At 69.5% G+C, this 24,859-nt stretch carries 21 protein-coding genes; 11 read left to right on the top strand and 10 right to left on the bottom strand.

The window, feature by feature from the left end; translation table 11 throughout:
• Nucleotide 1 precedes the first annotated feature (1 nt).
• Together E4F61_RS00305 and E4F61_RS00310 are read right to left on the bottom strand one after the other, a co-directional pair.
• The gene (locus tag E4F61_RS00305; protein WP_133477339.1) at nt 2-853 is read right to left on the bottom strand and encodes a hypothetical protein; all 852 of its coding nucleotides are present in this window, start codon (nt 851-853) and stop codon (nt 2-4) included.
• Nucleotides 846-1,457, bottom strand: coding sequence for an RNA polymerase sigma factor (locus tag E4F61_RS00310; protein WP_133477340.1), 612 nt, complete (start codon nt 1,455-1,457; stop codon nt 846-848). The genes E4F61_RS00305 and E4F61_RS00310 overlap by 8 nt, the downstream gene beginning before the upstream one ends.
• Nucleotides 1,458-1,538: 81 nt before the next feature.
• Here E4F61_RS00310 and E4F61_RS00315 point away from each other — a divergent pair, with 81 nt between their 5' ends.
• The 4 genes from E4F61_RS00315 (at nt 1,539) to gcvH (ending at nt 4,610) form a co-directional block, all read left to right on the top strand.
• Nucleotides 1,539-2,483, top strand: coding sequence for an SPFH domain-containing protein (locus E4F61_RS00315; protein ID WP_133477341.1), 945 nt, complete (start codon nt 1,539-1,541; stop codon nt 2,481-2,483).
• A 7-nt stretch (nt 2,484-2,490) separates the two neighbouring features.
• Nucleotides 2,491-2,931, top strand: coding sequence for an NfeD family protein (locus tag E4F61_RS00320; protein WP_133477342.1), 441 nt, complete (start codon nt 2,491-2,493; stop codon nt 2,929-2,931).
• An 84-nt stretch (nt 2,932-3,015) separates the two neighbouring features.
• Entirely contained in the window at nt 3,016-4,110 is a 1,095-nt protein-coding gene (gene gcvT / locus E4F61_RS00325; RefSeq protein WP_133477343.1) for a glycine cleavage system aminomethyltransferase GcvT, read from the top strand.
• 107 nt (nt 4,111-4,217) lie between these two features.
• Nucleotides 4,218-4,610 carry a glycine cleavage system protein GcvH gene (gene gcvH, locus E4F61_RS00330; protein WP_133477344.1) on the top strand — a complete coding sequence of 131 codons (393 nt, stop codon included), beginning with the start codon at nt 4,218-4,220 and terminating at the stop codon, nt 4,608-4,610.
• Here the strand turns inward: gcvH and E4F61_RS00335 are convergent.
• Nucleotides 4,580-5,035, bottom strand: a complete 456-nt coding sequence (locus E4F61_RS00335; RefSeq protein ID WP_133477345.1) for a hypothetical protein — start codon at nt 5,033-5,035, stop codon at nt 4,580-4,582. The two genes, gcvH and E4F61_RS00335, sit on opposite strands and share 31 nt — an antisense overlap.
• 502 nt (nt 5,036-5,537) lie before the next feature.
• Between E4F61_RS00335 and E4F61_RS00340 the strand changes: the two genes are divergently transcribed.
• Entirely contained in the window at nt 5,538-6,107 is a 570-nt protein-coding gene (locus E4F61_RS00340; protein ID WP_133477346.1) for a histone H1-like repetitive region-containing protein, read from the top strand.
• 231 nt (nt 6,108-6,338) lie between these two features.
• Here the strand turns inward: E4F61_RS00340 and E4F61_RS00345 are convergent, their stop codons facing one another.
• Together E4F61_RS00345 and E4F61_RS00350 are read right to left on the bottom strand one after the other, a co-directional pair.
• Complete coding sequence (locus E4F61_RS00345; protein ID WP_133477347.1) at nt 6,339-7,676, bottom strand: serine hydrolase domain-containing protein; 1,338 nt, start codon at nt 7,674-7,676, stop codon at nt 6,339-6,341.
• A gap of 203 nt (nt 7,677-7,879) precedes the next feature.
• Nucleotides 7,880-9,484 carry a GMC family oxidoreductase gene (locus E4F61_RS00350; RefSeq protein WP_133477348.1) on the bottom strand — a complete coding sequence of 535 codons (1,605 nt, stop codon included), beginning with the start codon at nt 9,482-9,484 and terminating at the stop codon, nt 7,880-7,882.
• Nucleotides 9,485-9,607: 123 nt separating this feature from the next.
• Here E4F61_RS00350 and E4F61_RS00355 point away from each other — a divergent pair, with 123 nt between their 5' ends.
• Together E4F61_RS00355 and E4F61_RS00360 are read left to right on the top strand one after the other, a co-directional pair.
• Entirely contained in the window at nt 9,608-10,909 is a 1,302-nt protein-coding gene (locus E4F61_RS00355; RefSeq protein WP_133477349.1) for an NTP/NDP exchange transporter, read from the top strand.
• On the top strand, nt 10,906-11,772 hold the full coding sequence (locus E4F61_RS00360) for a metallophosphoesterase (RefSeq protein WP_133477350.1): 867 nt from the start codon (nt 10,906-10,908) through the stop codon (nt 11,770-11,772). Before E4F61_RS00355 ends, E4F61_RS00360 begins: the two co-directional genes overlap by 4 nt.
• A 3-nt stretch (nt 11,773-11,775) precedes the next feature.
• On the opposite strand, the gene E4F61_RS00365 is transcribed toward E4F61_RS00360, so the two are convergent.
• A complete protein-coding gene (locus E4F61_RS00365) occupies nt 11,776-12,258 on the bottom strand; it encodes a hotdog fold domain-containing protein (RefSeq protein WP_133477351.1) in 483 nt (160 codons plus the stop codon).
• A gap of 45 nt (nt 12,259-12,303) precedes the next feature.
• Nucleotides 12,304-14,778, bottom strand: a complete 2,475-nt coding sequence (locus E4F61_RS00370; protein WP_133477352.1) for an acyl-CoA dehydrogenase — start codon at nt 14,776-14,778, stop codon at nt 12,304-12,306.
• A 208-nt stretch (nt 14,779-14,986) separates the two neighbouring features.
• On the opposite strand from E4F61_RS00370, the gene E4F61_RS00375 reads away from it, so the two are divergent.
• The 3 genes from E4F61_RS00375 (at nt 14,987) to E4F61_RS00385 (ending at nt 19,032) form a co-directional block, all read left to right on the top strand.
• Nucleotides 14,987-15,571: a TetR/AcrR family transcriptional regulator gene (locus tag E4F61_RS00375; protein WP_133477353.1), complete on the top strand. Its 585-nt coding sequence runs from the start codon at nt 14,987-14,989 to the stop codon at nt 15,569-15,571.
• Between the two features lie 49 nt (nt 15,572-15,620).
• Complete coding sequence (locus E4F61_RS00380; protein ID WP_133477354.1) at nt 15,621-17,423, top strand: phosphoenolpyruvate carboxykinase (GTP); 1,803 nt, start codon at nt 15,621-15,623, stop codon at nt 17,421-17,423.
• Between the two features lie 64 nt (nt 17,424-17,487).
• Nucleotides 17,488-19,032 (top strand): tetratricopeptide repeat-containing sulfotransferase family protein, encoded by a 1,545-nt coding sequence (locus E4F61_RS00385; protein WP_133477355.1) that lies wholly within the window; start codon nt 17,488-17,490, stop codon nt 19,030-19,032.
• A gap of 111 nt (nt 19,033-19,143) precedes the next feature.
• Here the strand turns inward: E4F61_RS00385 and E4F61_RS00390 are convergent, their stop codons facing one another.
• The 3 genes from E4F61_RS00390 to hslO form a co-directional block, all read right to left on the bottom strand.
• Nucleotides 19,144-22,041: a TonB-dependent receptor gene (locus tag E4F61_RS00390; RefSeq protein ID WP_133477356.1), complete on the bottom strand. Its 2,898-nt coding sequence runs from the start codon at nt 22,039-22,041 to the stop codon at nt 19,144-19,146.
• A 176-nt stretch (nt 22,042-22,217) separates the two neighbouring features.
• Nucleotides 22,218-23,030: an XOO1806 family protein gene (locus tag E4F61_RS00395; RefSeq protein WP_133477357.1), complete on the bottom strand. Its 813-nt coding sequence runs from the start codon at nt 23,028-23,030 to the stop codon at nt 22,218-22,220.
• Nucleotides 23,031-23,157: 127 nt separating this feature from the next.
• Complete coding sequence (hslO, locus tag E4F61_RS00400; RefSeq protein ID WP_133477358.1) at nt 23,158-24,063, bottom strand: Hsp33 family molecular chaperone HslO; 906 nt, start codon at nt 24,061-24,063, stop codon at nt 23,158-23,160.
• A gap of 74 nt (nt 24,064-24,137) precedes the next feature.
• Here hslO and mtgA point away from each other — a divergent pair, with 74 nt between their 5' ends.
• Complete coding sequence (gene mtgA, locus E4F61_RS00405; protein WP_133477359.1) at nt 24,138-24,857, top strand: monofunctional biosynthetic peptidoglycan transglycosylase; 720 nt, start codon at nt 24,138-24,140, stop codon at nt 24,855-24,857.
• Nucleotides 24,858-24,859: the final 2 nt, after the last annotated feature.

Here is a 24,859-nt window from a genome sequence, read left to right on the forward strand (position 1 = left end):
TTCAGTCGACGAGCGCGATCGCGCCCTGGAGCGACTCGCCCTGCGCGGCGAGCCAACGGGTGGTGCCTTCGACGCCGGCGAGTTCGCGCAGCGCGTCCACGCGGCGTGCCCACAGGTCGAGCTGGCGTGCGTCGTCGACATCGCCTCGGGACAGCACGGCATCGATGAGGCGCACGCGATCTTCGGCATTGGCCGCCAGCACCATCGACGGCCCGCTGGCGAGGCGGTCGTCGCGTGCGAGCGCGGCCAGCGTTTCGAGACGTGCGGATTCGGCACGAAGGGCCTGCAACGTGGTGTCGGTCGCGACGTGCGCGCTGGCACCATTCGCGGCCGCTTCCGCGAGTGTGGTGTCGGTGGGCCGGGCCGAACGCTGTGCAGCCGGCGACTTATCCGTGCGGCGCTGCGCCACTGATTCGACGGCAAGGCGTGTCGCCTTGCGCGGCGCTGCATGCGTCGTGGGCGTATCGCGTGCCGCCGGCACGGGCATCGATCGCGGCTGCGCGGCGATCGCAGGCGCGGAACGGGCAGTGCGAGCGGTCGGCGACGCGGTCGCACGGTCGGTCGAGGGCGCGACCGCATCCCGCATCGCGAGGCGCGTTGCGCCGTCCGTCGCGCGCGGCGCGTCGACCGTCCGCGTGAGCAGCACGAGCGCCCCGATCGCGGCGATCAGGACCGCGGCGGCGGCCTGCCAGCGCATGTGCGGCCGCCGCGGCGCGCGCGGAGCCGCGGATACCGGCAGTCGCGATGCAATCGTGTTCCAGCCGTCGGTCGACGGCGCTTCGACCGGCAGCGCAGCGAACGCATGGCGCCAGTCCATGTGTGCGGGCCGCGGTGGTAGGGGGGAATCAGGCACGGTCGGCCTCCTCGTTCTGCTCGAGCAGCGCGCGCAGGCGACGGCCGCCGCGCGCGAGCTGCGATTTCGAAAAGCTCGCCGACTTCTGCATCAGCGCGGCGATCTCGTCATGCGTGTAGCCCTCGGCGTGGTAGAGCCAGAGCACGCTGCGGGTGGACGGCGGCAGCCGCAGCAGCGCGCGGCCGAGGGCGGCGGCATCCGCGGCGGCCGCGGGCGGCGGCGCGATGTCCTCGAACTCGTGCTCGCCGATCGGCAGCTCGTCGTCCAGCAGCCGCCGGCGTCGCAGCTTCTGCAGCGCCTCGTTGACCGCAACCTGCCGCAGCCAACCCCAGAACGGACTGCCGCCGCGGAACGTCGCGATTCCGCCGAACACCTTGAGCATCGTGTCCTGCAGCACGTCCGACGCGTCGTCGCGGTTGCCGCAAAGCCGCAGCGCCAGGTTGAACACGGGCCGCTCGAACCAGCGGAACAGCTGCTCGAAGGCCGCGTGCTCGCCGCGGCGCGCACGGTCGATCAGGGCCACCGGCACGTCGATCGCGAAGCTGCTGCGCGCGGGGGCGGCAACGGCGGGGGCGGGCTCGACGGCGGTCAGGAGGGGCGGCATCAACACTCCAGATGCACGGGGCGGCGAAAGCGTCGCAGCCCGGCACGGGCCTATACTCGGCCCATCACAGGGGAGAGTGTCATGGGTGGATCGATCGTCGGGCTGGTGCTGGCGTTCCTGGTCGTCGTCGTGCTGTTCAAGACCGTGCGCATGGTGCCGCAGGGCTACGAGTGGACGGTGGAGCGCTTCGGCAAATACACGAAGACCCTCGAGCCGGGCCTGCACTTCCTGTTCCCGATCGTCTACGGCGTCGGCCGCAAGATCAACATGATGGAACAGGTGCTGGACGTGCCGAGCCAGGACGTCATCACCAAGGACAACGCCGTCGTCAAGGTCGACGGCATCGTGTTCTTCCAGGTGCTCGACGCGGCCAAGGCCGCCTACGAGGTCGCCACGCTGGAGATCGCGATCCTCAACCTCGTCATGACCAACATCCGCACCGCGATCGGCTCGATGGACCTCGACGAGTCGCTGTCCAAGCGCGACGAGATCAATACGAAGGTGCTGGTGGCGGTGGACCAGGCGACGCACCCCTGGGGCATCAAGGTGAACCGGATCGAGCTCAAGGACATCGCGCCGCCGCGCGACCTCGTCGACTCGATGGCGCGCCAGATGAAGGCCGAACGCGAGAAGCGCGCGAACATCCTCGAGGCCGAGGGCTTCCGCCAGGCGGCGATCCTCAAGGCCGAGGGCGAGAAGCAGTCGGTGATCCTCGAGGCCGAGGGCCAGCGCGAGGCCTCGTTCCGTGCCGCCGAAGCGCGCGAGCGCCTCGCGGAGGCCGAAGCGAAGGCCACGCAGCTGGTGTCCAACGCGATCGCGGAAGGCAACGTGCAGGCGATCAACTACTTCGTCGCGCAGAAGTACATCGAGGCCTTCAAGGCGCTGGCCGAGGCGCCCAACCAGAAGTTCGTGATGATGCCCATGGAGTCGAGCGGCATCATCGGGTCCATCGGCGGCATCGCCGAGCTCGCGAAGGAAGCGCTCGACCGCCAGCCCGGCGCGCGCCCGCCGGCCGTGCCGCGCTGAGGCCGCCATGCAGTGGCAGATGCAGACCACCGTCTGGGCGATCCTCGCGCTCGCGCTGATCGCCGCCGAGGTGCTCGCGCCCGGCGCCTTCATGCTCTGGCTGGGCATCGCCGCGGCGATCACCTGCGGCATCGTGTTCCTCGTCCCTGATCTCGCGCCGGTCTGGCAGATCGTCGTGTTCTCGGTGCTGAGCATCGCCTCGGTGCTCGTCTACCGGCGCATGAGCCGCGGCCGTGACGTCGAGAGCGACCGGCCGTCGCTCAACCGCCGCGCCGAACAGCTGGTGGGCCACGTCGTACCGCTGGCGACGCCGATCGTCGCCGGCCGCGGGCGCGTGCAGATCGCCGACGCGCTATGGGACGTCGAGGGCCCGGACCTGCCCGCCGGCGAGCGCGTGCGCGTCATCGGCGTGCGCGGCATGACGCTGGAAGTGCGGCCGCAGGACTGAGCTTCCGGCGGCGAGGCGGGCGTCGCCCACCTCGGGGCCGCCGCGCGGGATAATCGCGGCTTCCCCACGCCGCGACCGCCGCCCATGACGAACAAGACCGTCCTCAACGAGACCCACCGCGCCCACGGCGCCAAGATGGTCGACTTCGGCGGATGGGACATGCCCATCCACTACGGCTCGCAGATCGACGAGCACCACCAGGTGCGCCGCGACGCCGGCATGTTCGACGTCTCCCACATGACGGTGGTCGACCTGCGCGGCCCGCGCGTGCGCGAGTTCCTGCGACGGCTGGTCGCCAACTCCGTGGACAAGCTCAAGAAGCCGGGCAAGGCGCTCTACACCTGCATGCTCAACGAGCGCGGCGGCGTGATCGACGACCTGATCGTCTATTACATGGACGAGTCGTTCTTCCGTCTGGTGGTCAACGCCGCCACGCGCGAGAAGGACCTGGCGTGGATCCGCCAGCAGGCCGCCGCGTTCGACGTCGAGGTCCGCGAGCGCGACGACTACGGGATGATCGCGGTGCAGGGTCCGAACGCCCGCGCCAAGGTGATCGGCCTGCTGCGCGAGTCCGACCGCGCGGCGATCGACAAGCTCGGCCGCTTCGCCGCCGGCACCGGCGTCACCGACGACGGACTCGAGCTGTTCGTCGCGCGCACCGGCTACACCGGTGAGGACGGTTTCGAGGTGCTGGTGCCGGCCGACCAGACCGTGCGCGTGTGGGATCGGCTGGTCGACGCGGGCGTCAAGCCGGCCGGCCTCGGCGCGCGCGATACGCTGCGCCTCGAAGCCGGCATGAATCTCTATGGCCAGGATATGGACGAGGACGTGTCGCCCTACGAGGCGGGCCTCGCGTGGACCGTCGCGATGGACGAGGGCCGCGACTTCATCGGTCGCGCCGCGCTCGAGCAGCAGCTCGCTGCCGGCACCGCGCGCCAGACGGTCGGCCTCGTCATGGACGAGAAGGGCGTGCTGCGCCACGGCCAGAAGGTGCTGACGTCGGCGGGCGAGGGCGAGATCCTCTCCGGCACTTTCTCGCCGACCATCGGAAAGGCGATCGCGCTCGCGCGCGTGCCGGCAGGCGAGGTCGGCGACGTGCGCGTCGACATCCGCGGCCGCGAAGTGCCCGTGCGCGTGGTCAAGTACCCGTTCGTCCGCGAGGGCGCGAGCCTCGTCTGATCCACCGGCGCGGACGAGCGGCTGTCGCGTCCGCGCCCCTTGGCTAAACTAGCCGCGCATCGCGTCACCCACCGCATCATCGCGAACCCCACTGCACCGGAGCCCCCATGAGCGAGATCCCTGGCGACCTGAAGTTCCTCAAGACCCACGAATGGGCCCGCGTCGAAGGCGACGGCAAGGTGACCGTCGGTATTTCCGACCACGCGCAGGGGCTGCTGGGCGACCTCGTCTACGTCGAGCTGCCGCAGGTCGGTGACCGCGTCGAAGCCGGCAATGCCTGCGCGGTCGTCGAGTCGGTCAAGGCGGCATCCGACGTGTACGCGCCGGTGTCGGGCAAGGTCGTCGCGGTCAACAGCGCGCTGAGCGACAAGCCCGAAACCATCAACGAGGACGCGTTCGGCGAGGGCTGGCTGTTCCAGCTCGAGATCGAGGACGCCGAGCAGCTCAACGAGTTGCTCGAGCCGGACGACTACGCCGAGCAGCTGGACGACGACCACTGATCGCCGATTTCAAGTTCGATCTCCGGAAGGCCGCGGAAGTCCGCGGCCTTCTTCGTTTTTTGCGTTCGCGACCACGGCACGGCCGGTCGACTCGGCAGCGTGCGATCGATGCGCGCGCCGCGCCTGCCCGACGCACGCGAGGCATCGGTCGATCCGCTTCGTCGTGCACCAGGCACCGCGTGCGGGGACGCGACGCGGCCCGATCGACATGCGCGCGACGCGTTCGGGGTTCGCGCAGAGTCCGCGCAAACGGGCTTGTGCGACGCGCAAGCCGGCCGTTTTCTTCGCATCGCGAACACATCGCGCATCGCGTCCGTTCGGCATCCGTTGGGGATGCCCGAGCGGTCGCCGACGCCGTTCGCGCGCACTCGCACGAAGGCTGCGCGCGTAAACAAAACGCCGCGTTTTCCGATGTTTTTTTTCATTCGAGGTTCGGCAGCGCGGCGACGCGGTATTCGTCGACGGGCGATGGCGACGCGCGCGACGCGCTTCGCCCGGCCGGGCGCGGACGACGAGCGGTAAAAAAAATCGCTTCAAGTTGTTGACATGAAAAAAAACGCTGATTAGGTTTCGCCCCAGCAGCTAAACCTGCGAAAGCGAGTGGCAAATAAAGACGCGACAACGCGCAACACAAAACGGAACTCCGCCCGGCATGCCAAACCGGTGGACGCAGGTTCCGTTTCCCTCGCGAAAGCACACGTCGCATTCCGAAGCAGCCCGACCCGCCGCTCGCGGGCCGGGCATTTTCATGCGTACGACGTGGATGCGAACCAGACAGGTGCTGTCGATTTCGGCGGGTGCATCCGTATTCCGCCGCTGCTTCCGCCACATCGGTTCCAGGATGTGGCGGCCAGTCGCCGGGCTGTTCCCGCGACGTCGTCTTGAACTGGGCAACACCCCGATAGACCACTAACGAGGAGCCACCCCATGGCCACGAAGAAAGCCACCAAGAAGTCCACCGCCAAGAAGGCGACCAAGAAGGCCGCCGGCAAGAAGGCCGCAGGCAAGAAGGCCGCGACCAAGAAGACCGCAGCCCGCAAGACCGCCGCCAAGAAGGGCGGTGCTCGCAAGGCCGCTGCCAAGAAGTCGACCGCCCGCAAGTCGGCGGCGAAGAAGGGCGGCGCCCGCAAGACCGCCGCCAAGAAGGGCAGCGCCCGCAAGGCCACCGCCAAGAAGTCGACCGCCCGCAAGTCGGCGGCGAAGAAGGGCGGCGCCCGCAAGACCGCCGCCAAGAAGGGCGGCGCCCGCAAGGCCACCGCCAAGAAGGCAACGGCCAAGAAGGCCGGCGCGCGCAAGTCCACCGCCAAGAAGGCCGGCGGCGCTCGCAAGGCGACGGCGAAGAAGGCCGGTGCCCGCAAGGCCACCGCGAAGAAGTCGGGCGGCGCCCGCAAGTCGACGGCCCGCAAGGCCGGCGGCGCGCGCAAGACGACCCGTCGCAACACCCGTTCGTCCGACGCGATGACCACGATGCCGGCGACCCCGGCGCCGATGATCTAAAACAACACCCGGTTACCGCGACACCCGACTCTCTCCCGCAGCCCAGGCGGGGGAGAGTTTTTTTTGCCCGCATCCGGTGCGACAGGGACGACTGCCGCCATCGCGGGGGCCGCGCAGCGACCGCTGACCACGACCGGTCGACGGGCGCCGGCCGCATCGGACGCCGTGCGCACTGCAAAACGAAACGGCCGGCGAATGCCGGCCGTTGTCCTGGTTCGATCGCGCCCGGCGTCAGTGCGGGGCGGCGGTGGACTTGTTGGCGCTCGCGCCGGCGCCGTCCTCGTCGTTGTTGACGAACTGCGTCGGCTCGTCGAAGTCTTCCTTCATCCAGCGGCTGCCGGGAATGCCGAGCGCGCGGTCGAGGATCGTCGGAACCAGCGCGGACGGCAGCGAGCTCTCGCTGTTCCAGAGCAGCGCAACGCCGAAGTCGCGGTCCGGCAGCATCGCCACGGCGCCGCGGTAGCCCTGCACGGCACCGCCGTGGAAGACCAGCGTGTTGCCCGCGTAGTTGTAGACGCGCCAGCCGATCGCATACCCCGCCGAGCTCAGGCGCTCGCGGCGCCAGGCCGACGCACGCGTCTCGCCGGGCGTGTTGACGAGCGGCTGGTGCAGCGTGGCGAGCAGCGAGGGCGACAGCACATCGGGACGGTAGCCGGTGTGGGCGAGCAGCCACTGCGCCATGTCGGTGGCGCTGGCATTGACGCCCGCCGCCGGGAGCACCGGGTAGTAGGTGGACTTCGGCATCACCGGCACCCAGCCGCCACGGCCGTGCACATGCGGATGCGCCCAGCGGGGGCTCGCCTCCAGCCCTTCCATGCCGACGCTCGCATCGTTCATGCCGAGCGGCTTGAGGATGCGGCGCTGGACTTCCTGGCCGTAGAACTTGCCGGTCGCCGCGAACACGACATCGCCGATGAGGCTGAAGGCGACGTTCTGGTAGCCGTAGCACGTGCCCGGCTGGCACGACAGCGGCACGTTGGCCAGTCGATGCGTGAGCGTCGAGTAGGGCGTATAGGCCTCGAGGTCGCGGTCGAGCGAATTGCGCGGCAGGCCGGTGCTCTGGCTGACGACGTTGGCGACGGTCACGTTGCGCGTCGCGTTCGGATCGCTCAGCTGGAAGTTGGGCAGGTACTGCGTGACCTTGTTGTCCCAGCGCAGCGAGCCGTCGTTGACCAGCAGGCCGGTGAGCGTGCCGGCGAATGCCTTCGACAGCGACGCGAGGCGGAACACGGTGTGCGCGTCGACCGGCTCGGCCGCCGACACGTCGGTGATGCCGAAGCCGCGCACGCTGACGACGCGCCCCTTGTGCACGATCGCCATGGCGAGGCCCGGCACCTTCTGGTTCGCGACCAGCGTCTGCGCGAGCGACTCGATCTGCGCGACGTTGAAGTCGGCGGCGATCGGCAGCGGATTGCGCACCACCTGCGGCGCGGCGGCCACGGGCGCGGACGGCGCCCATGCGGCGGGCGGCGTTTGCGCACCCGCACCGGTGCCGAGCGCGACCGGTAGCAGGAAGGCGAGCGCACCAACGCGCCAGGTGTGGCGACGGGGACGGAGAACTTCAGTCATGGGCGCGGACTTCCACAGTGCCTTCACGTTTCGATCATAGCGTCGAGACGACGCGATGCCAGCCAAAAACCCGTTCAGATTCGTGTTTTCGTCAGGAACAGTGACGACAAGCCTGCCGCTTTAATGAATGCGTAACGCGTTGCTAACGGCCGCTGGAAGGCCATGGTGGTGGCGATGGGCGTTGCCTCGCCGTCACCGCATCGTTAAGAAATCGATACGGCGGCCGTGCTCCGCATGCGGATCCAGTCCGCCGCACGCTCGGCGATCATGATCGTCGGCGCATTGGTATTGCCGCCGATCAGCCGCGGCATCACCGACGCATCGACCACGCGCAGGCCGTCGACGCCGCGCACGCGCAACTGCGGGTCGACGACGCTCGTTGCGTCGCTGCCCATGCGGCAGCTGCCAACGGGGTGGTAGACCGACTCCGCCTTCGTGCGCACGAAGTCGAGCAGGCCGGCGTCGTCGAGGTCGTTGCGCGGCGGGATCACCGGCGCGCCGCGGTAGCCGTCGAATGCCGGCTGCAGCAGCAGTTCGCGCGAGAGCCGGGCGCATTCGACCATCATGCGTGCATCGAAGCCCTCCGGATCCGACAGGTAGTTCGCGTGGATCCGCGGGTTCGCCGCCGGGTCGGACGACGCGAGCTCGATGCGGCCCCGGCTGCGCGGACGCAGGAAGCACGCATGCACGGTGTAGCCGTCGCCGGGCAGGCGATGGCGGCCGTGGTCGTCGAGCTGCGCGGGCACGAAGTGCATCTGGATGTCGGGGCGTTCGTCGGTCGCCAGCGGCGAGCGGAGGAACGCGCCGGCCTCGGCGACGTTCGACGTGCCCGCGCCGCGGTGGCCGCGAAGGAAATAGTCGAAGCCGATGCGCAGGTCGCTCGCGCGGTCGTACGTGACCGGCTGCGTGCTCGCGTGCAGCGTGCAGATATCCAGGTGGTCCTGAAGGTTCGCGCCCACGTCCGGCGCGTCGTGGCGGACGTCGATGCCGTGCGCATGCAGCGCGTCGGCCGGGCCGATGCCCGACAGCATGAGCAACTGCGGCGAGTTGATCGCGCCGCCGCTGAGCAGCACTTCGGCATCGGCGCGTGCCTGCCGCACCTGTCCGCCTTCGACGTACTCCACGCCGACCGCGCGCTGCCGCTCGAACAGCACGCGCGTGACGAGTACGCCGGTGCGCACGACCAGGTTCGGTCGCGCGCGTGCCGGACGCAGGTAGGCGACGGCGCTGGAGCAGCGCGCGCCGTCCTTCTGCGTGACCTGGTACAGGCCGAAGCCTTCCTGCGTGGGGCCGTTGAAGTCGTCGTTGCGGGGCTCGCCCCGTTGCGTGCCCGCCTCGATGAAGACGCGCGAGAGCGGATTGACATGGCGCAGGTCGGCGACGCTCAGCGGCCCGTCCGCGCCGTGCAGCGCGCTGGCGCCGCGCGAGTTCGCTTCGCTGCGCAGGAACGCGGGTAGCACGTCCCGCCACGACCAGCCGGTCGCGCCTTCGGCGGCCCAGTCGTCGTAATCGCGGGGGACGCCGCGGATGTAGCACATCGCATTGATCGAGCTGGAGCCGCCGAGCACGCGACCGCGCGGCCACCACAGCCGGCGGCCGTGCAGCTGCGCCTCGGGCTCGGTGCTGTAGTCCCAGTTGAGCCGGCGGATGTTCACCAGCTTGGCGATGCCCGCCGGCATATGGATGAACGGATGACGGTCGCGCGGGCCGGCTTCGAGCAGGAGCACGCGCACCGCCGGATCGGCGCTGAGGCGGTTGGCCAGCACGCAGCCCGCCGAGCCGGCGCCCACGATCACGTAGTCGAACATGCGAGCCCCGTTGCGGCGCCGACGCGCCGCCGTTCCACGATGCGCCCGCAGCATAGCGCCGGCGGGCTGGCGGCGCGGACGGCCGCGGAGTACGGTTCGCATCCCCCCGCGGACGCCGCATCGATGACCCCCGACTCCGGGCCCGCCGGCCCCGACCCGACTCGCGTGCGTCGCGGCGAATGGCCCGCGTTGCTGCTGTCCTGCGTCTACTTCTTCTGCGTGCTGACCGCGTACTACGTGATCCGGCCCGTCCGCGAGCAGCTGTCGGCGGCGGTCGGGTCCACGCAGCTGCCGTGGTTCTACGCGGCGACGTTCCTCGTGACGCTCGCGCTGACGCCGCTGTTCGCGGCGCTGGTCTCGCGCTGGCGGCGCCGGGTGATGGTGCCGGTGGTGTACGGCGTCTTCGTCGCCTGCCTGATCGGCTTCATGCCGTTCTTCGCCCAGCCGGGGCTGCTGTCGCCGCGCGCGCTCGGCGTGGTGTTCTTCGTCTGGGTGAGCGTCTTCAACTTGTTCGTGGTGTCGGTGTTCTGGATCTTCATGTCCGACATCTGGACGCCGCCGCAGGCGCGCCGGCTGTTCCCGCTGATCGGCTTCGCCGGTACCACCGGCGCGCTCGCGGGGCCGGCGATCACGCACACGCTCGTGGGCGTCGTCGGCGTGGCGCCGTTGCTCGGCGTGTCGGCCGCGCTGCTTGGGCTGGCGACGTTCTGCTCGCTCGTGCTCGGCCGCCACGCACGCGAGCAGCGGCCGTCGACGTCCGACGACGCGCCGCTCGGCGGCGGCATGCTCGACGGGCTGAAGCAGGTGCTGGCGAGCCCCTTCATGCGCAACATGGCGCTGCTGCTGGTGCTGGCCGACGGCATCGGCACGATCAACTACGCGCTGCTGGCCGACTACTCGCACGCGACGTTCACCAGCGACACCGCGCGCACGGCGGTCGCCGCCAGTGTCGACTTCGCCTCGAACGTGCTGACCATGCTGCTGCAGGTGGGCATCGCCTGGTGGCTGATGCCGGCGATCGGCGCGGGGCGCGTGCTCATCCTCTGGGCGGGCATCGCGATGGCGGCGCTGGCGCTGGTGGTGTTCTCGCCGGATGCGTATGCGCCGTTGGTGGGCGCGATGCCGGCCGTCGCGATCGCGGCCATCGTCAGCCGCGCGCTGGGCTACGGCATGGCCGAGCCCGCGCGGCATGCGCTGTTCACGCAGGTCGCGCGCACCGAGCGCTACAAGGGCCAGAACGCCGTGGATACCGCGGTCTGGCGGTTCGGTGACTTGCTGGTGGCGCTGACGATGAATGCGATGAAGGCCCTGGGCGCCGGCGTGGGCGCGGTGGCGATGATCGGCGTGGCCGCCGCGGGCACGGCCGCGGGCATCGGCTGGCGGTTGTCGCGCGGCGCCGGTGCGCGCGTATCGCAGGACGCATGACGACGCCGCGCGCGAGCCGTCGGCACTGGCTGGCCGACCTCGGCATCCTGTGGATCACCGCGGCGCTGATCGTGCTGCTCTACGGCCTGTTCGTGGAACCGCGGCGACTCGTCGAGCAGGACTACGCGATCTCCATCCCGCGATGGCCCGCTGCCTGCCAGGGCCTGCGCCTCGACCACGTAACCGACATCCACACCGGTTCGCCGAACAACGGCGTCGCCAACCTCGATCGCCTGGTGGCGCGGCTGGATGCCAGCGATGCCGACGCGGTGGTGATGACCGGCGACTACGTGATCCTGAGCGTCTTCGGCGGTACGTACATCCCGGCCTCGACGACCGCGCCCCATCTGCGCGCGCTGACGCGTCGCAAGCCCGTCTACGCGGTGCTGGGCAACCACGACTGGTGGAAGGGCGGCCTCGCGATCCGGCGCGCGCTGGAGGCGGCGGGCGTGGTGGTGCTCGAGGACGAGTCGCGCCGCGTGACGCTGCGCGGCTGCCCGTTGTGGATCGTCGGCGTGGGCGACATGTGGACCGCGCCGCACAACGTGCGCCGCGCCTTCTCGGGCGTCGCGGCCGACGGCGCGCCCGCGATCGTGATCACGCACAACCCGGCGCTGTTCCCGAGCATCCCGTCGCGTGCCTCGCTGGTGCTGGCGGGCCACACGCACGGCGGGCAGATCTCGCTGCCCGGCGTCGGCCAGCCCGCGCAGTGGGGCAAGCCGGAGAACCGCTACATCCGCGGCGAGTACGACGAGGGCGATCGCCGCCTGTTCGTGTCGCCCGGCATCGGCACGAGCATCTTCCCGATGCGCATCGGCGTGCCGCCGGAGATCTCGCGCCTCACGCTGCGCGCGCCGCGCTGAGGCTCAGCGCCGCTTCGGCGAGACCCACATCGCGATGCGCGCACGGAACACCGCATCGCCGGACGGGTCCCGGACCTCGACGTCGACCGGCAGTTCGTACGCCGCCTCCGACGCGATGATCGGCACGGCGGGCAGGGCCACCGCCCGCATACGGCCGCGCGCCTTCTTCAGGTAGTCGACCTGCATGCCCTTGGGTATCCAACGCATCGACGGCGGCAGCGTCGCATCCGTCACCACGCCGGCCGCCAGCTCCGCGAGATTGCAGAGCGCGATCGCGTGGACGGTGCCGAGGTGGTTGTGCACGCGCCGGCGGTCGGGCATCGAGATCTCGCACACGCCCGGCTCCAGCCGGTCGAAGCGCGGCGCGATGGTCGCGAAGTAGGGCGCACGGACGCAGACCAGGCGCCCGAACAGCCAGCGGCCGAGCGCAAAACGCGCGAGCCGCCGGTAAAGCGCGAGGAGCCGGTTCGACGCGCGTTCGTGCATGGTCGGCGGCGCGACCGGCCTCAAGGGAGACCGGTCGCGGATCGATCAGGCCGCCGCGCGCTCGCCCGGCGACGCGACCGCAGCCGCGTAGCCGGAGGACCGCAGCGCCGACGCCTCGAAGTCGTCGACGCTGATCGTGTCGATGGTCATCTCGCGCAGCTGCTCCAGCTGGCGTCGCTCGTCGGCGGTGATCCAGCCACGCGAGACGGCGAGCGCGAGCTGCGAGGCGAAGTCGTGCGCCTCGACCTCGTGCCCCTTGAGCGCCTTCTGGAACTTGCGTTCGATCGGCTCGGCGGCGACCACGGCGGGCAGATAGCTGTCCACGCGGCCGGCCGGGTTGTTCGGGCCCGGCGTCAGGAACGCGCCGCGACCGATGCGCTCGCGCGCCTCGCCCGGCGTCATCAGGATCGACGCGACCTTGCGGCTCAGGCGATCGCTCGGCGCCACCGCGCGGCGGCCCAGCGGGAACACCAGCGCCCACAGCAGCCAGCCCACCGGGCGCACCGGGAAGTTGCGCAGCGCGGCCGAGAGCGACAGCTCGAGCTTGTGCATCGCGTTGTGGAAGGCCCAAGCGAGCAGCGGACGGTCCGCCGCGGGGCTGCCCTGGTCCTGGTAGCGCTTGAGCATCGCGCTGGCGATGTAGAGCTGGCTGAGCACGTCGCCGAGCCGGCCCGACAGCGACTCCTTGAACTTCAGCTTGCCGCCGAGCAGCAGCATCGAGGTGTCGGCCAGCAGCGCGAGCACGGCGGAGTAGCGGTTGAGCTTGCGGAAGTAGCGCTTCGTGTACTCGTCGCCCGGCGCCTTGCCGAGCGTGGCGCCGGTGATGCCGAACCACAGCGAGCGCACGGCGTTCGAGATGGCGAAGCCGATGTGACCGAACAGCGCCGCGTCGAATTCGCGCAGGCCCTGCGCGGCGTCGGCGTTGTTCGCGGCCTTCATCTCCTTCAGCACCCAGGGATGGCAGAGGATCGCGCCCTGGCCGAAGATCATCAGCGAGCGCGTCATGATGTTCGCGCCCTCCACGGTGATGCCGATCGGCGAGGCCTGCCATGCGCGGCCGAGGTAGTTCTTCGGGCCGAGGATGATGCCCTTGCCGCCGTGGATGTCCATCGCGTCCTTGACCAGCTCGCGGCCCATCTCGGTGCAGTGGTACTTGGAGATCGTCGACGGCACCGCCGGCAGCTCGCCGCGCGCCACCGCTGCGGCCGAGGCTTCGGCCAGCGCGGTGATCGTGTACGCGTTGCCGCCGATGCGCGCGAGCGCTTCCTCGACGCCTTCGAACCGGCCGACCGACAGGCCGAACTGCTTGCGGATGCGCGCATAGGCGCCCGGCACGCGCGCGCCCATGCGCGCGCCGCCCGAGGCGGTGGAGGGCAGGGTGATCGACCGGCCGATGGACAGGCACTCGACCAGCATCTGCCAGCCCTTGCCCGCATACGCTTCGCCGCCGATGAGCTGGCTGAGCGGGATGAAGACGTCCTTGCCGCGGATGGGGCCGTTCTGGAACGGCGAGTTCAGCGGCATCGCGCGGCGGCCGATCTCCACGCCCACAGTATCGCGCGGCAGCAGCGCCAGCGTGATGCCGATGTCGTCCTTCTCGCCGAGCAGGTGGTCGGGGTCGTACATGCGGAAGGCGAGGCCGATCAGCGTCGCCACCGGCGCCAGCGTGATGTAGCGCTTGTCGAACGTGAGCTTGACGCCGACCACGCGCGCGCCGTTCCAGTCGCCCATGCAGACGATGCCGTAGTCGGGAATCGACGTCGCGTCCGAGCCCGCCCACGGGCCGGTCAGGCCGAAGCAGGGCACTTCGCGACCGTCGGCGAGGCGTGGCAGGTAGTAGTCCTTCTGCTCGGTCGTGCCGTAGTGCATGAGCAGTTCGGCCGGGCCGAGCGAATTCGGCACGCCGACGGTGGAGCTCACCACCGACGAGATCGACGCCAGCTTCTCGATCACCTTGTGGTTGCCCAGCGCGGTGAAGCCGAGGCCGCCGTACTCCTTCGGCACGATCATGCCGAAGAACCTGTTCGTCTTGATGTAGTCCCAGAGCTCGGGCTGCAGGTCGGCGTGGACGTGGGTGATCTCCCAGTCGTCGACCATGCGGCAGAGCTCCTCGACCGGGCCGTCGAGGAAGGCCTGCTCGTCCTCGCGGAGCGTCGGCTTCGGCTGCGCGAACAGGACGTTCCAGTCCGGCTTGCCGCCGAAGAGCTCGCCCTCCCAGCCGACGGTGCCCGCTTCCAGCGCGACGCGCTCGGTTTCCGAGAGCGGCGGCAGCACCTTGCGGTAGGCCGCGAACAGCGGCTTGGTGACGAAGCCCAGGCGGATGCCCGGCACCAGCAGCGGCATGGCGACGATCGCCAGCAGCACGGCCGCGACGATCGTGGCGGCGGGGCTCGCGCCGAACAGCCAGCAGACCACGAGGCCGGCGGCCGACATCGCGACCCACGGCGCCAGCCGCATGCGGTGGTAGGCGGCCAGTCCGCCGAGGACCAGCAGGACGAGGAACGGGGCGGCGATGCTCATGGAGCGCTCCAGCGGATGCGGGATCCGCGCGGGATGGTCGGGAAGATCGGGTCGGCGCCGGGCGGTTTCAATCGGCAGCATGAAACGCCCGACATACGCACGAGTATGGTTACGACGATCGGTCCATGTCAACGCATCCAAGCGGCCGGACGCGGCAGCGGCTTAACGCATACTGTCCCGGCCGGACCCGTACGGATACACTGGTCACATGACGACCGATTCGCCCGCCAAGTCCGACCGCACGGGGCGCCTGAGCGCCGACGACTGGGCGCAGGCCGCGCTCGACCTGATCGCGGAGCAGGGCGTGGGGGCGGTCGCGGTCGAACCGCTCGCGCGGCGCCTGGGCGTCACCAAGGGCAGCTTCTACTGGCATTTCCCCTCGCGCGAGTCGCTGCTCGTGGCCGCGCTGGAGCGCTGGGAGAAAACCGAGCAGGAAGCGATCTTCGGCCAGCTCGAGCAGATCGCCGACCCGCGCCAGCGCCTGCGCCGCCTGTTCGACCTGGTCGCCCACGAGTACACCTCGCACATCATCTATTCGGCGCTGCTCAAGGCGCTGGACCACCCGATCGTCGCGCCCGTCATCGGCCGCGTCTCGCACCGCCGCCTGGAATGGCTCGCGGCCTCGTTCCGCCAGGCCGGGCTCGACCCGACCGCCGCGCTGCACCGCGCGCGGCTGGCGTACGCGGCCTACGTCGGCTTCCTGCAGCTCAACCTGCAGCTCAACCAGACGCGCCTGCCGCGCGACGAGTTCGAAGCCTTCGTCGAGCACATGATGGCCACGCTGATCCCGTGAGGATCCGCCGCTTCACGACTTTCCCTATCGCAACAACAGGAGGTTCCGCATGAATGCCCTCGTCCAGGACGTCGATAAACGCGCCCCCGAGGTGCAGGGCCGCGGGACCACGCTGGAAAGCCTCGCGCGCTGGGTCGCCGGGGTCGCGGCGCTGACGCGGCCGGCCGCCATCCACTGGTGCGACGGCAGCGATGCCGAGAACGCCGCGCTCATCGCCAAGATGGAAGCCGACGGCACGCTCATCCGGCTCAACGAAGAGACCAACCCGGGCAGCTGGCTGCACCGGTCGCATCCGGAGGACGTCGCGCGCGTCGAGCACCTGACCTTCGTCTGCACGTCCGGGCAGGACGACGCCGGCCCGAACAACCACTGGATGTCGCCCGCCGAGGGCCATGCGCAGATGGACGCGCTCTTCGACGGCTGCATGGAAGGGCGGACCATGTACGTCATCCCGTACTGCATGGGTCCGATCGACTCGCCGATCTCGCGCTGCGGCGTGGAGATCACCGACAGCCCGTACGTCGTCGCCAACATGCGCATCATGACGCGCATGGGCGAGCCCGCGCTGCAGCGCATCGAGCGCGAGGGCACGTTCGTCCGTGGCCTGCACTCGACCGGCGAACTCGACCCGAACCGCCGCTTCATCATGCATTTCCCGGAAGAGCTGACGATCAAGTCGTACGGCTCGGGCTACGGCGGCAACGCGCTGCTCGGCAAGAAGTGCCATGCGCTGCGCATCGCTTCGCACCAGGCGCGCCGGGAAGGCTGGCTCGCCGAGCACATGCTGATCCTCGGCATCGAGAACCCGCAAGGCGAGACGCATTACATCGCCGCCGCGTTCCCGTCGGCCTGCGGCAAGACCAACCTCGCGATGCTCATCCCGCCGGAGGGCTACCGCGAGAAGGGCTGGAAGGTCTGGACGATCGGCGACGACATCTGCTGGATGCGCCCCGGCCCCGACGGCCGCCTGTACGCGATCAACCCGGAGGCCGGCTTCTTCGGCGTCGCGCCGGGCACGTCGGCGAAGTCCAACCCGAATGCGCTCGAAACCATCCGGCGGAACACCCTCTTCACCAACGTCGGCGTGACCGCGGACGGTCGTCCGTGGTGGGAGGGCCTCGGCGAAGGCGAGCCCGCCATTGACTGGCGCGGAAATGACTACGATTGCAACAACGGCCCGGCCGCGCATCCGAACGCCCGCTTCACCGTGTCGGCGAAGCAGTGCCCGAGCTACAGCGAGAAGGCGGAGGACCCGCAGGGCGTGCCGATCAGCGCCATCGTGTTCGGCGGCCGCCGCGCCTCACTGGTGCCCCTCGTGTTCGAGGCGCGCGACTGGACGCACGGCGTGCTCGTCGGCGCCGCGATGGGTTCGGAGACGACGGCCGCGGCGACCGGTGCGGTCGGCGTCATGCGCCGCGACCCGATGGCGATGAAGCCGTTCTGCGGCTACAACTTCGCCGATTACTTCGCGCACTGGCTGTCGTTCGACAACGGCCAGACCCAGCTGCCGAAGGTCTTCCACGTCAACTGGTTCCGCAAGGGCGACGACGGCAAGTTCCTGTGGCCGGGCTTCGGCGATAACCTGCGCGTGCTGGAGTGGATGATCGGGCGCGTCGAGGGCCGCGCGGGTGCGGTGGACACGCCGATCGGCGCACTGCCGGGCAAGGGCGACGTCGACCTCGCCGGCGTCGAGCTGTCGGCCGAAGCCCGCGAGAAGCTGTTCGGCTTCGACCGCGACGGCTGGCGGACCGAATTCGACAGCATCGGCGACTACCTGCGCGGGTACGGCCCGCGCATGCCGGACGCGCTGCACCGCGAGCAGCAGCGCATCCGCGCGTCGCTCGAGGGCTGACGGGCCGCGTGGGCCGGTCGCCCGTCGGGTGCCTGGCTGCGGACAGCGGAGCATCGACGAACGCATGACAGCCACCGACGGTCAGCGCTACCTGCAGGCGCGGTCGCTCGTCGACGCGGAAAGGTGGCGGGACGCTGCCGCAACGCTCGCGCCCCTGCTGGGTGGCGACCCGCCATCGGCGCCGCTGGCGCTGGCGGCGGAAGTGGCGCTCGCCTTCGGTGCATACGCCGAAGCCTGCGAGCTCGCGCGCCGCGCCGTCGACAGCGGCACGCAGCCCGACGCCCAGGCGCGCCTGCGCCTGCTGCGGTTGCTGCGGCGGTTGGAAATGCCGGCCGAGATCGAGCGCGTGCTCGATACCGAGAGCGGCGGCGCGTCGACACGTGAGGCGGACGCGGAGGCCGTGCTGATCGCGAGCTCCGCCGGCCTGCACGAACGGGCGGAGCAACGCGTGGAGGCGTTGCTCGAACGCGCGCCGGGCTTCGCGGACGCGCACTACCTCGCGGGAATGCTCGACATGTTCGCCGGGCGGCGCGAGGCTTCGTTGCAGGCGCTCGACCGCGCTCTGGCGATCGAGCCACGCATGGCGAATGCCCACTGGCTCATCGCCATGCAGTCGAGCGGCTCGGAAGCCGCGCCGCGCGTCCGGCAACTGCGCGAGGCGCTGCGTGGGATCGTTCCCGACACCGAGGCCGAGGCCTACGCGCACTTCTCCCTGCACCGGCACCTGCATCGGCTGGGGCGGTTCGAGGAAGCGTGGACGGCCCTGGAAGCCGGCATGCGGGTCGCGGGTAGGCTCGATCCCTACGACCGCGCCCGCACGGCGGCATTGTTCGAGGCGATCCGGCGCACACGCCTTCCCGCGTTCGTGCCGCGGCCGCGCCCCGCCGGCGATGTCGCGCTCGTCTTCATCGTCGGCATGTTCCGCTCGGGACCCAGCCTGATCGAACGCGTGGTCACGCGGCATCCCGACGTGATGGACGGCGGCGAGACGTTCCAGTTCACGGCCGCGCTTCGCGAAGCGGCCGATTACGAGTCGCGTGACGTCGTGGACGAGCAGCTGCTCGCCCTGGCGCCGCGGCTGGACTTCGAGGCGGTACGCACTCGCGTTCTCGACTACGCGCGATGGCGCGCCCGCGGTCGCGGCTGGCTCACCGAAAAACTTCCGTCCAATTTCCTCGGCATCGGTCTGATCGCGCACGCTTTCCCCGAAGCGCGGATCATCCACCTGCGCCGTGACCCGGTCGCCACCTGCTTCTCGAACCTGCGCACGTACGTCCGCGGCACCGCGGGCTACTCGAACTCGGTCGACGACGTCGCCGACTACTACCGGCGCTACGACGCGTTGATGGCCCATTGGCGCACGCTGCTGCCCGGTCGGATCCTCGACGTGGTCTACGAGGAATTCGTCAGCGACCCCGAGACGCAGGCGCGCCGGATCCTCGATTACTGCGGCCTACCGTTCGATGCCGCCGTGCTCGACCCGACGTCGGGGCGGGGCCACTCAGCGACCGCCAGTGCGGCCGACGTGCGTACGGGTATCCAGCGTGACCGGGGGCGCGAGTGGGAGCCCTATCGCGGGCAACTGGCTCCGCTGCTGCCGCTGCGCTGAACCCAGCAACGGTCGTGCCGGCGGCGTGTCGTCGCCACCTTTAAAACCCAACGCCACAAAAAACCACGGCCCCTTTCGGGGCCGTGGCAGTCAAGCATGGTGCAATCGCTATCAGAAGCGCTGCTGGTACTTGAGGTACCAGGTGCGACCGATATCGAAACCGCCGTAGTACGGGAAGTCGCTGTTCGGCGTGGTGAACATCAGCGGACCGTAGTGGTTCGTGATGTTGTTCGCACCGATCGACGCCGTCGCATTCCACGGCAGCTTCACCGAAGCCTGCAGGTCGTGGAACGTGTTGGAACCCGTGTGGTTCTGCTTGGCCAGGTTGCCGTACACGTCACGATGCGTCGGATCGTCGCAAGGACGCGGCGCCGAGGCGCACGTTTCCTTCATGCCCGAGTAGTAGCGGGCCATGTACGACAGCGAGTAGTCGCCCATCTGCCAACCGATACCCAGGTTCGAGCGGATGCGGAAGACGCCCGGCGTACCGACGTAGCCGACCCACAGCGTGTCCGGATTGTTGTCCGACAGCTGGTCGTACTTGCTGGTGTACGTCGTCTGCCAGTTCACGTTGAACTTGCCGAACGCCGTTTCCGGCAGGCGGTAGTTCACGCCGAAGTCGTAGCCTTCCGTGCGGATGGCACCGAGGTTCGTCAGGCCGAAGAACATGTCGGTGATGACATGCGTCGTCGGGTTACGGACGATACCGGCGCAGCGCGAGGGCAGGTTGCTGACGTAGCAGTCGTTGAGGATCGAGTCGACCGAGTCGGACGTGATGACGTCCTCGATCTTTACGTTGAACCAGTCGAGCGACAGGTCCAGACCCGACACCCACTTCGGGCTCCACACCACACCGGCCGTCTTCGACGTCGCCGTTTCCGGACGCAGGTTCGGGTTCGAACCGCTCAGGAACTGGAAGTTCGTCTGGCAGGGAAGCGTGGTGCACGGCTGGTTACCCTGGCCGAGCTGCACGTACGTGGCCGGGACGCCGGCGGCCGTACAGGCCGGGCTGCCCGCGCCGGGCTGACCGGCTGCGCACGGATCGGTGTAGGACTCGAAGCTGCCACCGATGCCGCCGTACAGGTCGGCGATCGACGGAGCGCGGAAGCCCTCGGCGTACGTGGCGCGGACGAGCAGGCCTTCCATCGGACGCCAGCGCATCGAGAACTTGCTGTTCAGCGTGTCGCCGAAGTTCGAGTAGTCCGAATAACGGCTGGCGACGTTGAAGCTCAGTTCCTTCGCGAACGCGACGTCGGCGAGCACCGGGATATCGAGCTCGACATACGCTTCGTTGAGCGAGTACGCACCCGCCGTCGTGGTCGCCGGGAGGCCGGTGCTCTGGCCGGCCTGCGCGAACGCGTCCGGAACGAAGCGACCGTCTTCCTCGCGATGCTCGACGCCGAACGCAACGCCCAGGTCACCCGCCGGCAGCGTGAAGAGGCTGCCGCTGAGGTTGGCGCTGTAGATCTTGGTCGTGGTCAGGCCGGCGTCGTGGAATTCCGGGAACAGGAACGCCTGGAGGTCCGGGTTCGACAGCGAACCCTGGCCGGTCCGGCCGTACGGCAGGAACGGGTTGAACGGGATGCACTGACCGCTGCCGAAGTTGGTGCCGTACGCGATCGGGTTGGCCGCGCTGCCGCACTCGACGCGACCGGTGGTCGGGTTGAAGTACGACGGGCCGATCGCGAGGTTCGACGCCAGCGTGCTCGCGTCGCCGTGAGCATACTTGTTCGACTTGTTGCGGTTCGACAGGTAGCCGACGTCCCAATCCCACTGGCGCTCGCCGAAGTTCAGCACGCCCTCGAGGCCGAGGCCGATGCGCAGCGTGTCCAGCTCGCTGCGCGTCTGGCGCGGCACTTCCCACAGGCGACGGTAGAAGTACGCGTCACCGGCGGCCGGGTTCGGGTTGAAGTAGCTCTGCGACGAGACGAGACCGAAACCGTAGTTGAACGGGTAGCCGGCGATCTGCTGGTTCGTGACGCGGTTGTTGTAGCCGATGTCCGCGGTGAACTTCGTGTTGTCGGTGATGTTCAGCGTGCCGCTGACGAACACCGAACGACGCTCGATACCCGTCTGCAGCATCATCTGCTGGTTCGCGTTCGCGCGCTCGGCCGGCGTGATGCTGTGGTAGTTCGCCGGGTTGCGCGGATCAGCGCCGGCGTTGACCGTGCAGAGGCCGCTCGAGCAGGTCGGTGCGGTGAACACGCCTGCGCCGTTGACGTTGCCGAGCCACACGCCGTTCTGGCTGATCAGGCTCCAGCCCGAGAACGGATAGTCCGGACCCGAGTTGCCGTACGCGCTGAACCAGCGATCCCGTGCGAAGACCGGATCTTCCTTCGTGTATTCGGCGCTGAGCGTGACGCTCGCACGGTCGCTGGTCGCGCCGAGCGTGACGTCGTACGACTGCTTGAAGCCGTCGCCCTGGTCGTAGCCGCCGAGGTAGACGTTCGCTTCGGCGCCGTCGAACTCACGACGCGTGATGACGTTGACCACGCCCGCGATCGCGTCCGAACCGTAGATGGCCGACGCGCCGTCCTTCAGCACTTCGATGCGCTGGATCGCCGACACCGGGATCTGGCCGAGGTCCTGCAGGCCCGACGTCGAAACGCCGAGACGCTTGCCATTGACCAGCACCAGCGTGCGCTGCGCGCCGAGGTTGCGCAGGTCGATGTAGTAGCCACCGACGTCCTCACCCGACGCGAGCGCGTCGGCGCGGCTGATCGCCGGCGAACCCGCCGAGGTCAGGTTCTGCAGGATGTCGGCGACCGAGGTGAAGCCCTGCTGCTGGATGGCTTCGCGGCTCAGCGTGATGATCGGCTGCTGCGTCTCGGCTTCGGCCTTGCGGATGCGCGAGCCCGTGACTTCGATGCGACCGAGTTCCTGTGCATTCGTGTTTCCGCCCGTCGTGGGCGTGGTGTCCTGCGCGAACGCGGCACCCGTACCAGCGACGGAGCCCACGGCGAGCGCGAGGGTGATCGCGTCGCGGAGCCTGGTGGTCTTAAAGGTCATTCTCTCTCTCCAAGTGAGGCTTGGTGTTTCCCATGGGAACCTCTCCGGCTGAGCTCTTGGGGACGCAATCCGGCAAGGTCGGGCCGATAGTAGCGAGGGCTATCAGGAAATTAAAGTACCGTTAACGAAAAAGGCCGCCCGGGTGGGCGGCCTTCCAGAAACGCCGGCGGGGCGCTTCAGAGATCCTGCTGGTAGCGGACGTACGGCACGGCGCCCTCGTCCTTCTCCGCGGTGTTCGGGGCGAACGGATTGCGCCCGCGCGTGACGACGTTTTCGGCGCCGACGCTGAGCTGGCCGCTCCACGGCGTACGCCAGCTGAGCCCGAGGTCGAGGCCTTCCCAGCGGTCGGGCTGCAGCGGCGAGTCGACGACCCGACCGATCACGTTGGCGCCGAAACGGCCCACCGTGGTGCCCACGCTGAGCGTCTTGATGTCCCAGCGGTCCGCCAGTTCGGGGACCGCGGACGGTGCGACCAGGCGCGCCCGCGCCAGCGTGCCGGCGATGGAGACGGTGGCGACGCGGCCGATGTTCTTTTCGCCGATGAGCGTCAGCGCATTCTGGTTGACGCGCGAGTTGGCCTTGCCGCCGGACAGCCACGACGGCAGCGTGTCGCGGCTGTTGCCGATCCCGATTCCGAGGCGGGTGCCCTTACGGCTGACCGTGGCGCCCGCCGAGGTCTGGCGCGCATCGCGGGCGCCGCCGATGGAGGCGAGCAGGCAGTTGTCGGCCAGGCTGCCGATCGCGCTGCCGAGACCGGCCTTGCGATCGCAGAGCAGGCCCAGGGTGTCGCCGTTGCCGACGCCGAGCGCGCTGTCCAGCCGCGTGTTGCCGAACTGCCATGTGGAGGAGTTCGACACCGGCTCCAGAAGCAGCACGGCTTCGACCTTGCCGCTGTTCTGGTTCCAGACCGGTAGCGCCTGCGCGCGTGAACGTGCGACCTGCGCGGACGCGATGCCCGTCGCCAGCAGCAGGCCGGCGGCGAGAAGCATTCGGATCGGGCGGGCGGAGAGCGTCACGGGGGCTAGGACCGGCGCAGGGCCGAAAAGTTCCGGGCGTGTGAAGACGGCCCGACTATAGTGGGTTTATAGATCTTTAACAATCGGGCCCGCGGGCGGGTCATTGGAGCCGCCTCGGCGCTTCCATTTCGCGGCTCTCGGTCAGGAACAACTGTTCGATCTCCTCCGCACTGAATGTGTAGGACTGCCCGCAGAACTCGCAGCGCACGTGCGCCTCGCCCGTTGCGGCCGCCAGCCGTGCCTCATCCCGACCGATCGCGACCAGCATGGATTCCACCCGCGCGCGCGAGCATGAGCAGCCGAACTCGAGTGGGCGGGCGCCCATGCTTTCGAGTTCTTCCTCGTGGAACAACCGGTGCAGCAGGCGCTCGCCGTCGGTCGCGAGCAATTCGGCGGGCGACAGCGTGTCGAACAGTGCGCCGGCGCGGTTCCAGCCGTCCTCGTCGCCTTCGTCGCCCGGCAGCTTCTGCAGCATGAGGCCGGCGGCCGCGTCGCCGTCGGCGGCGAGCAGGAGGCGCGTGGGCAGCTGCTCGGACTGGCGGAAGTAGTCTTCGAACGCGCCATCCAGGCGGCTGGCTTCGAGCGGGACGAGCCCCTGGTAGCGGACGGGGTCGCCGTCCGGGCCCTGGTTCTCGATCGTGATCGCGAGGATGCCGCCGTGGCCGAGGTCGCGCAGATCGGGCGACACCTCGGCCTCGCCGTCGGCGAGCTGCACGATGCCGCGCAGCGTGCCGGCGGCGGTGCACTCGGCGAACAGGGTGCGGATCGCGCCATCGCTGCGCATCTGCACCGACAGCCGGCCATCGACCTTCGCGTGCCCGGTGAACAGCGCGGCGGCCGCGCTGGCCTGGCCGAGCATTTCCATCGCGGCGGCGGGGTACTGCTCGCGCTCGCGGATGTGGCGCCACGTCTCGTCGAGGCGCACGTGCACGCCGCGCACGCCCGCGCGATGGAGAAGGAAGCGCTGGAGCTGGTCGCGCCGGATCGGATCGGAGGAGTCGTTCATCGGGGTCGTGGGGGCGATGCTTGCCTGATAATGCCCGTCGGGGCTGCAAGGCGGTGCGACGACATGGGGGCACGATGAAGAAGGTACAAGGCGGGCGCCTGCGCCGATGGCTGCGTCGGCTGCTGTGGCTGCCGGTGATCTTCGTCGTGGTGTCCGTGCTGCAGGTGGCGACGCTGCGCGTCGTGGACCCGCCGTTCTCGAGCTTCATGGCGATCCGGCAGATGCAGGCGTGGGCGCGGGGCGACATGGGCTTCGGCATCCACTACGCCTGGCGCGACCTCGACCGGATCGCGCCGAGCCTGCCGGTCGCCCTGGTCGCCGCGGAAGACCAGCGCTTCGCCGAGCACTTCGGGTTCGACCTCGACGCCATCCAGAAGGCCGAGCGCGCGAACGCGCGTGGACGCAAGATCCGCGGCGGCTCGACCATCAGCCAGCAGCTCGCGAAGAACCTGTTCCTGTGGAGCGGGCGCAGTTACGTGCGCAAGGGCATCGAGGCCTGGTACACGCTGCTCATCGAAGCGATGTGGCCCAAGCAGCGCATCATCGAGGTGTACGCGAACGTCGTGGAGTTCGGCGACGGCGTCTACGGCGCACAGGCGGCCGCGGTGCGCTTTTTCGGCAAGGATGCGTCGCGGCTCACGCCTTCGGAATGCGCGCGCCTCGCCGCGGTGCTGCCCGCACCCAAGCGCTACAGCGTCACGCGGCCGGGCCCCTACGTCGCCCGGCGTGCGCGGGCGATCGAACGGCAGATGCGCATGATCGGTGGCCGCGGCTACCTGCAGCGCCTGGATTGAGC

Origin of the sequence: Cognatilysobacter segetis (assembly GCF_004359965.1) — a bacterium.
Classification (GTDB): domain Bacteria; phylum Pseudomonadota; class Gammaproteobacteria; order Xanthomonadales; family Xanthomonadaceae; genus Cognatilysobacter; species Cognatilysobacter segetis.

What these genes read in the sequence shown, in the direction of transcription:
- E4F61_RS00385 (WP_133477355.1), top strand. Translation starts at nt 17,488, where the DNA reads ATGACAGCCACCGACGGTCAGCGCTACCTGCAGGCGCGGTCGCTCGTC.
- hslO (WP_133477358.1), bottom strand. Translation starts at nt 24,063, where the DNA reads ATGAACGACTCCTCCGATCCGATCCGGCGCGACCAGCTCCAGCGCTTC.
- E4F61_RS00320 (WP_133477342.1), top strand. Translation starts at nt 2,491, where the DNA reads ATGCAGTGGCAGATGCAGACCACCGTCTGGGCGATCCTCGCGCTCGCG.
- E4F61_RS00310 (WP_133477340.1), bottom strand. Translation starts at nt 1,457, where the DNA reads ATGCCGCCCCTCCTGACCGCCGTCGAGCCCGCCCCCGCCGTTGCCGCC.
- mtgA (WP_133477359.1), top strand. Translation starts at nt 24,138, where the DNA reads ATGAAGAAGGTACAAGGCGGGCGCCTGCGCCGATGGCTGCGTCGGCTG.
- E4F61_RS00380 (WP_133477354.1), top strand. Translation starts at nt 15,621, where the DNA reads ATGAATGCCCTCGTCCAGGACGTCGATAAACGCGCCCCCGAGGTGCAG.
- E4F61_RS00390 (WP_133477356.1), bottom strand. Translation starts at nt 22,041, where the DNA reads ATGACCTTTAAGACCACCAGGCTCCGCGACGCGATCACCCTCGCGCTC.
- E4F61_RS00355 (WP_133477349.1), top strand. Translation starts at nt 9,608, where the DNA reads ATGACCCCCGACTCCGGGCCCGCCGGCCCCGACCCGACTCGCGTGCGT.
- E4F61_RS00315 (WP_133477341.1), top strand. Translation starts at nt 1,539, where the DNA reads ATGGGTGGATCGATCGTCGGGCTGGTGCTGGCGTTCCTGGTCGTCGTC.
- E4F61_RS00395 (WP_133477357.1), bottom strand. Translation starts at nt 23,030, where the DNA reads ATGCTTCTCGCCGCCGGCCTGCTGCTGGCGACGGGCATCGCGTCCGCG.
- E4F61_RS00340 (WP_133477346.1), top strand. Translation starts at nt 5,538, where the DNA reads ATGGCCACGAAGAAAGCCACCAAGAAGTCCACCGCCAAGAAGGCGACC.
- gcvH (WP_133477344.1), top strand. Translation starts at nt 4,218, where the DNA reads ATGAGCGAGATCCCTGGCGACCTGAAGTTCCTCAAGACCCACGAATGG.
- E4F61_RS00375 (WP_133477353.1), top strand. Translation starts at nt 14,987, where the DNA reads ATGACGACCGATTCGCCCGCCAAGTCCGACCGCACGGGGCGCCTGAGC.
- E4F61_RS00360 (WP_133477350.1), top strand. Translation starts at nt 10,906, where the DNA reads ATGACGACGCCGCGCGCGAGCCGTCGGCACTGGCTGGCCGACCTCGGC.
- gcvT (WP_133477343.1), top strand. Translation starts at nt 3,016, where the DNA reads ATGACGAACAAGACCGTCCTCAACGAGACCCACCGCGCCCACGGCGCC.
- E4F61_RS00350 (WP_133477348.1), bottom strand. Translation starts at nt 9,484, where the DNA reads ATGTTCGACTACGTGATCGTGGGCGCCGGCTCGGCGGGCTGCGTGCTG.
- E4F61_RS00370 (WP_133477352.1), bottom strand. Translation starts at nt 14,778, where the DNA reads ATGAGCATCGCCGCCCCGTTCCTCGTCCTGCTGGTCCTCGGCGGACTG.
- E4F61_RS00335 (WP_133477345.1), bottom strand. Translation starts at nt 5,035, where the DNA reads ATGAAAAAAAACATCGGAAAACGCGGCGTTTTGTTTACGCGCGCAGCC.
- E4F61_RS00365 (WP_133477351.1), bottom strand. Translation starts at nt 12,258, where the DNA reads ATGCACGAACGCGCGTCGAACCGGCTCCTCGCGCTTTACCGGCGGCTC.
- E4F61_RS00345 (WP_133477347.1), bottom strand. Translation starts at nt 7,676, where the DNA reads ATGACTGAAGTTCTCCGTCCCCGTCGCCACACCTGGCGCGTTGGTGCG.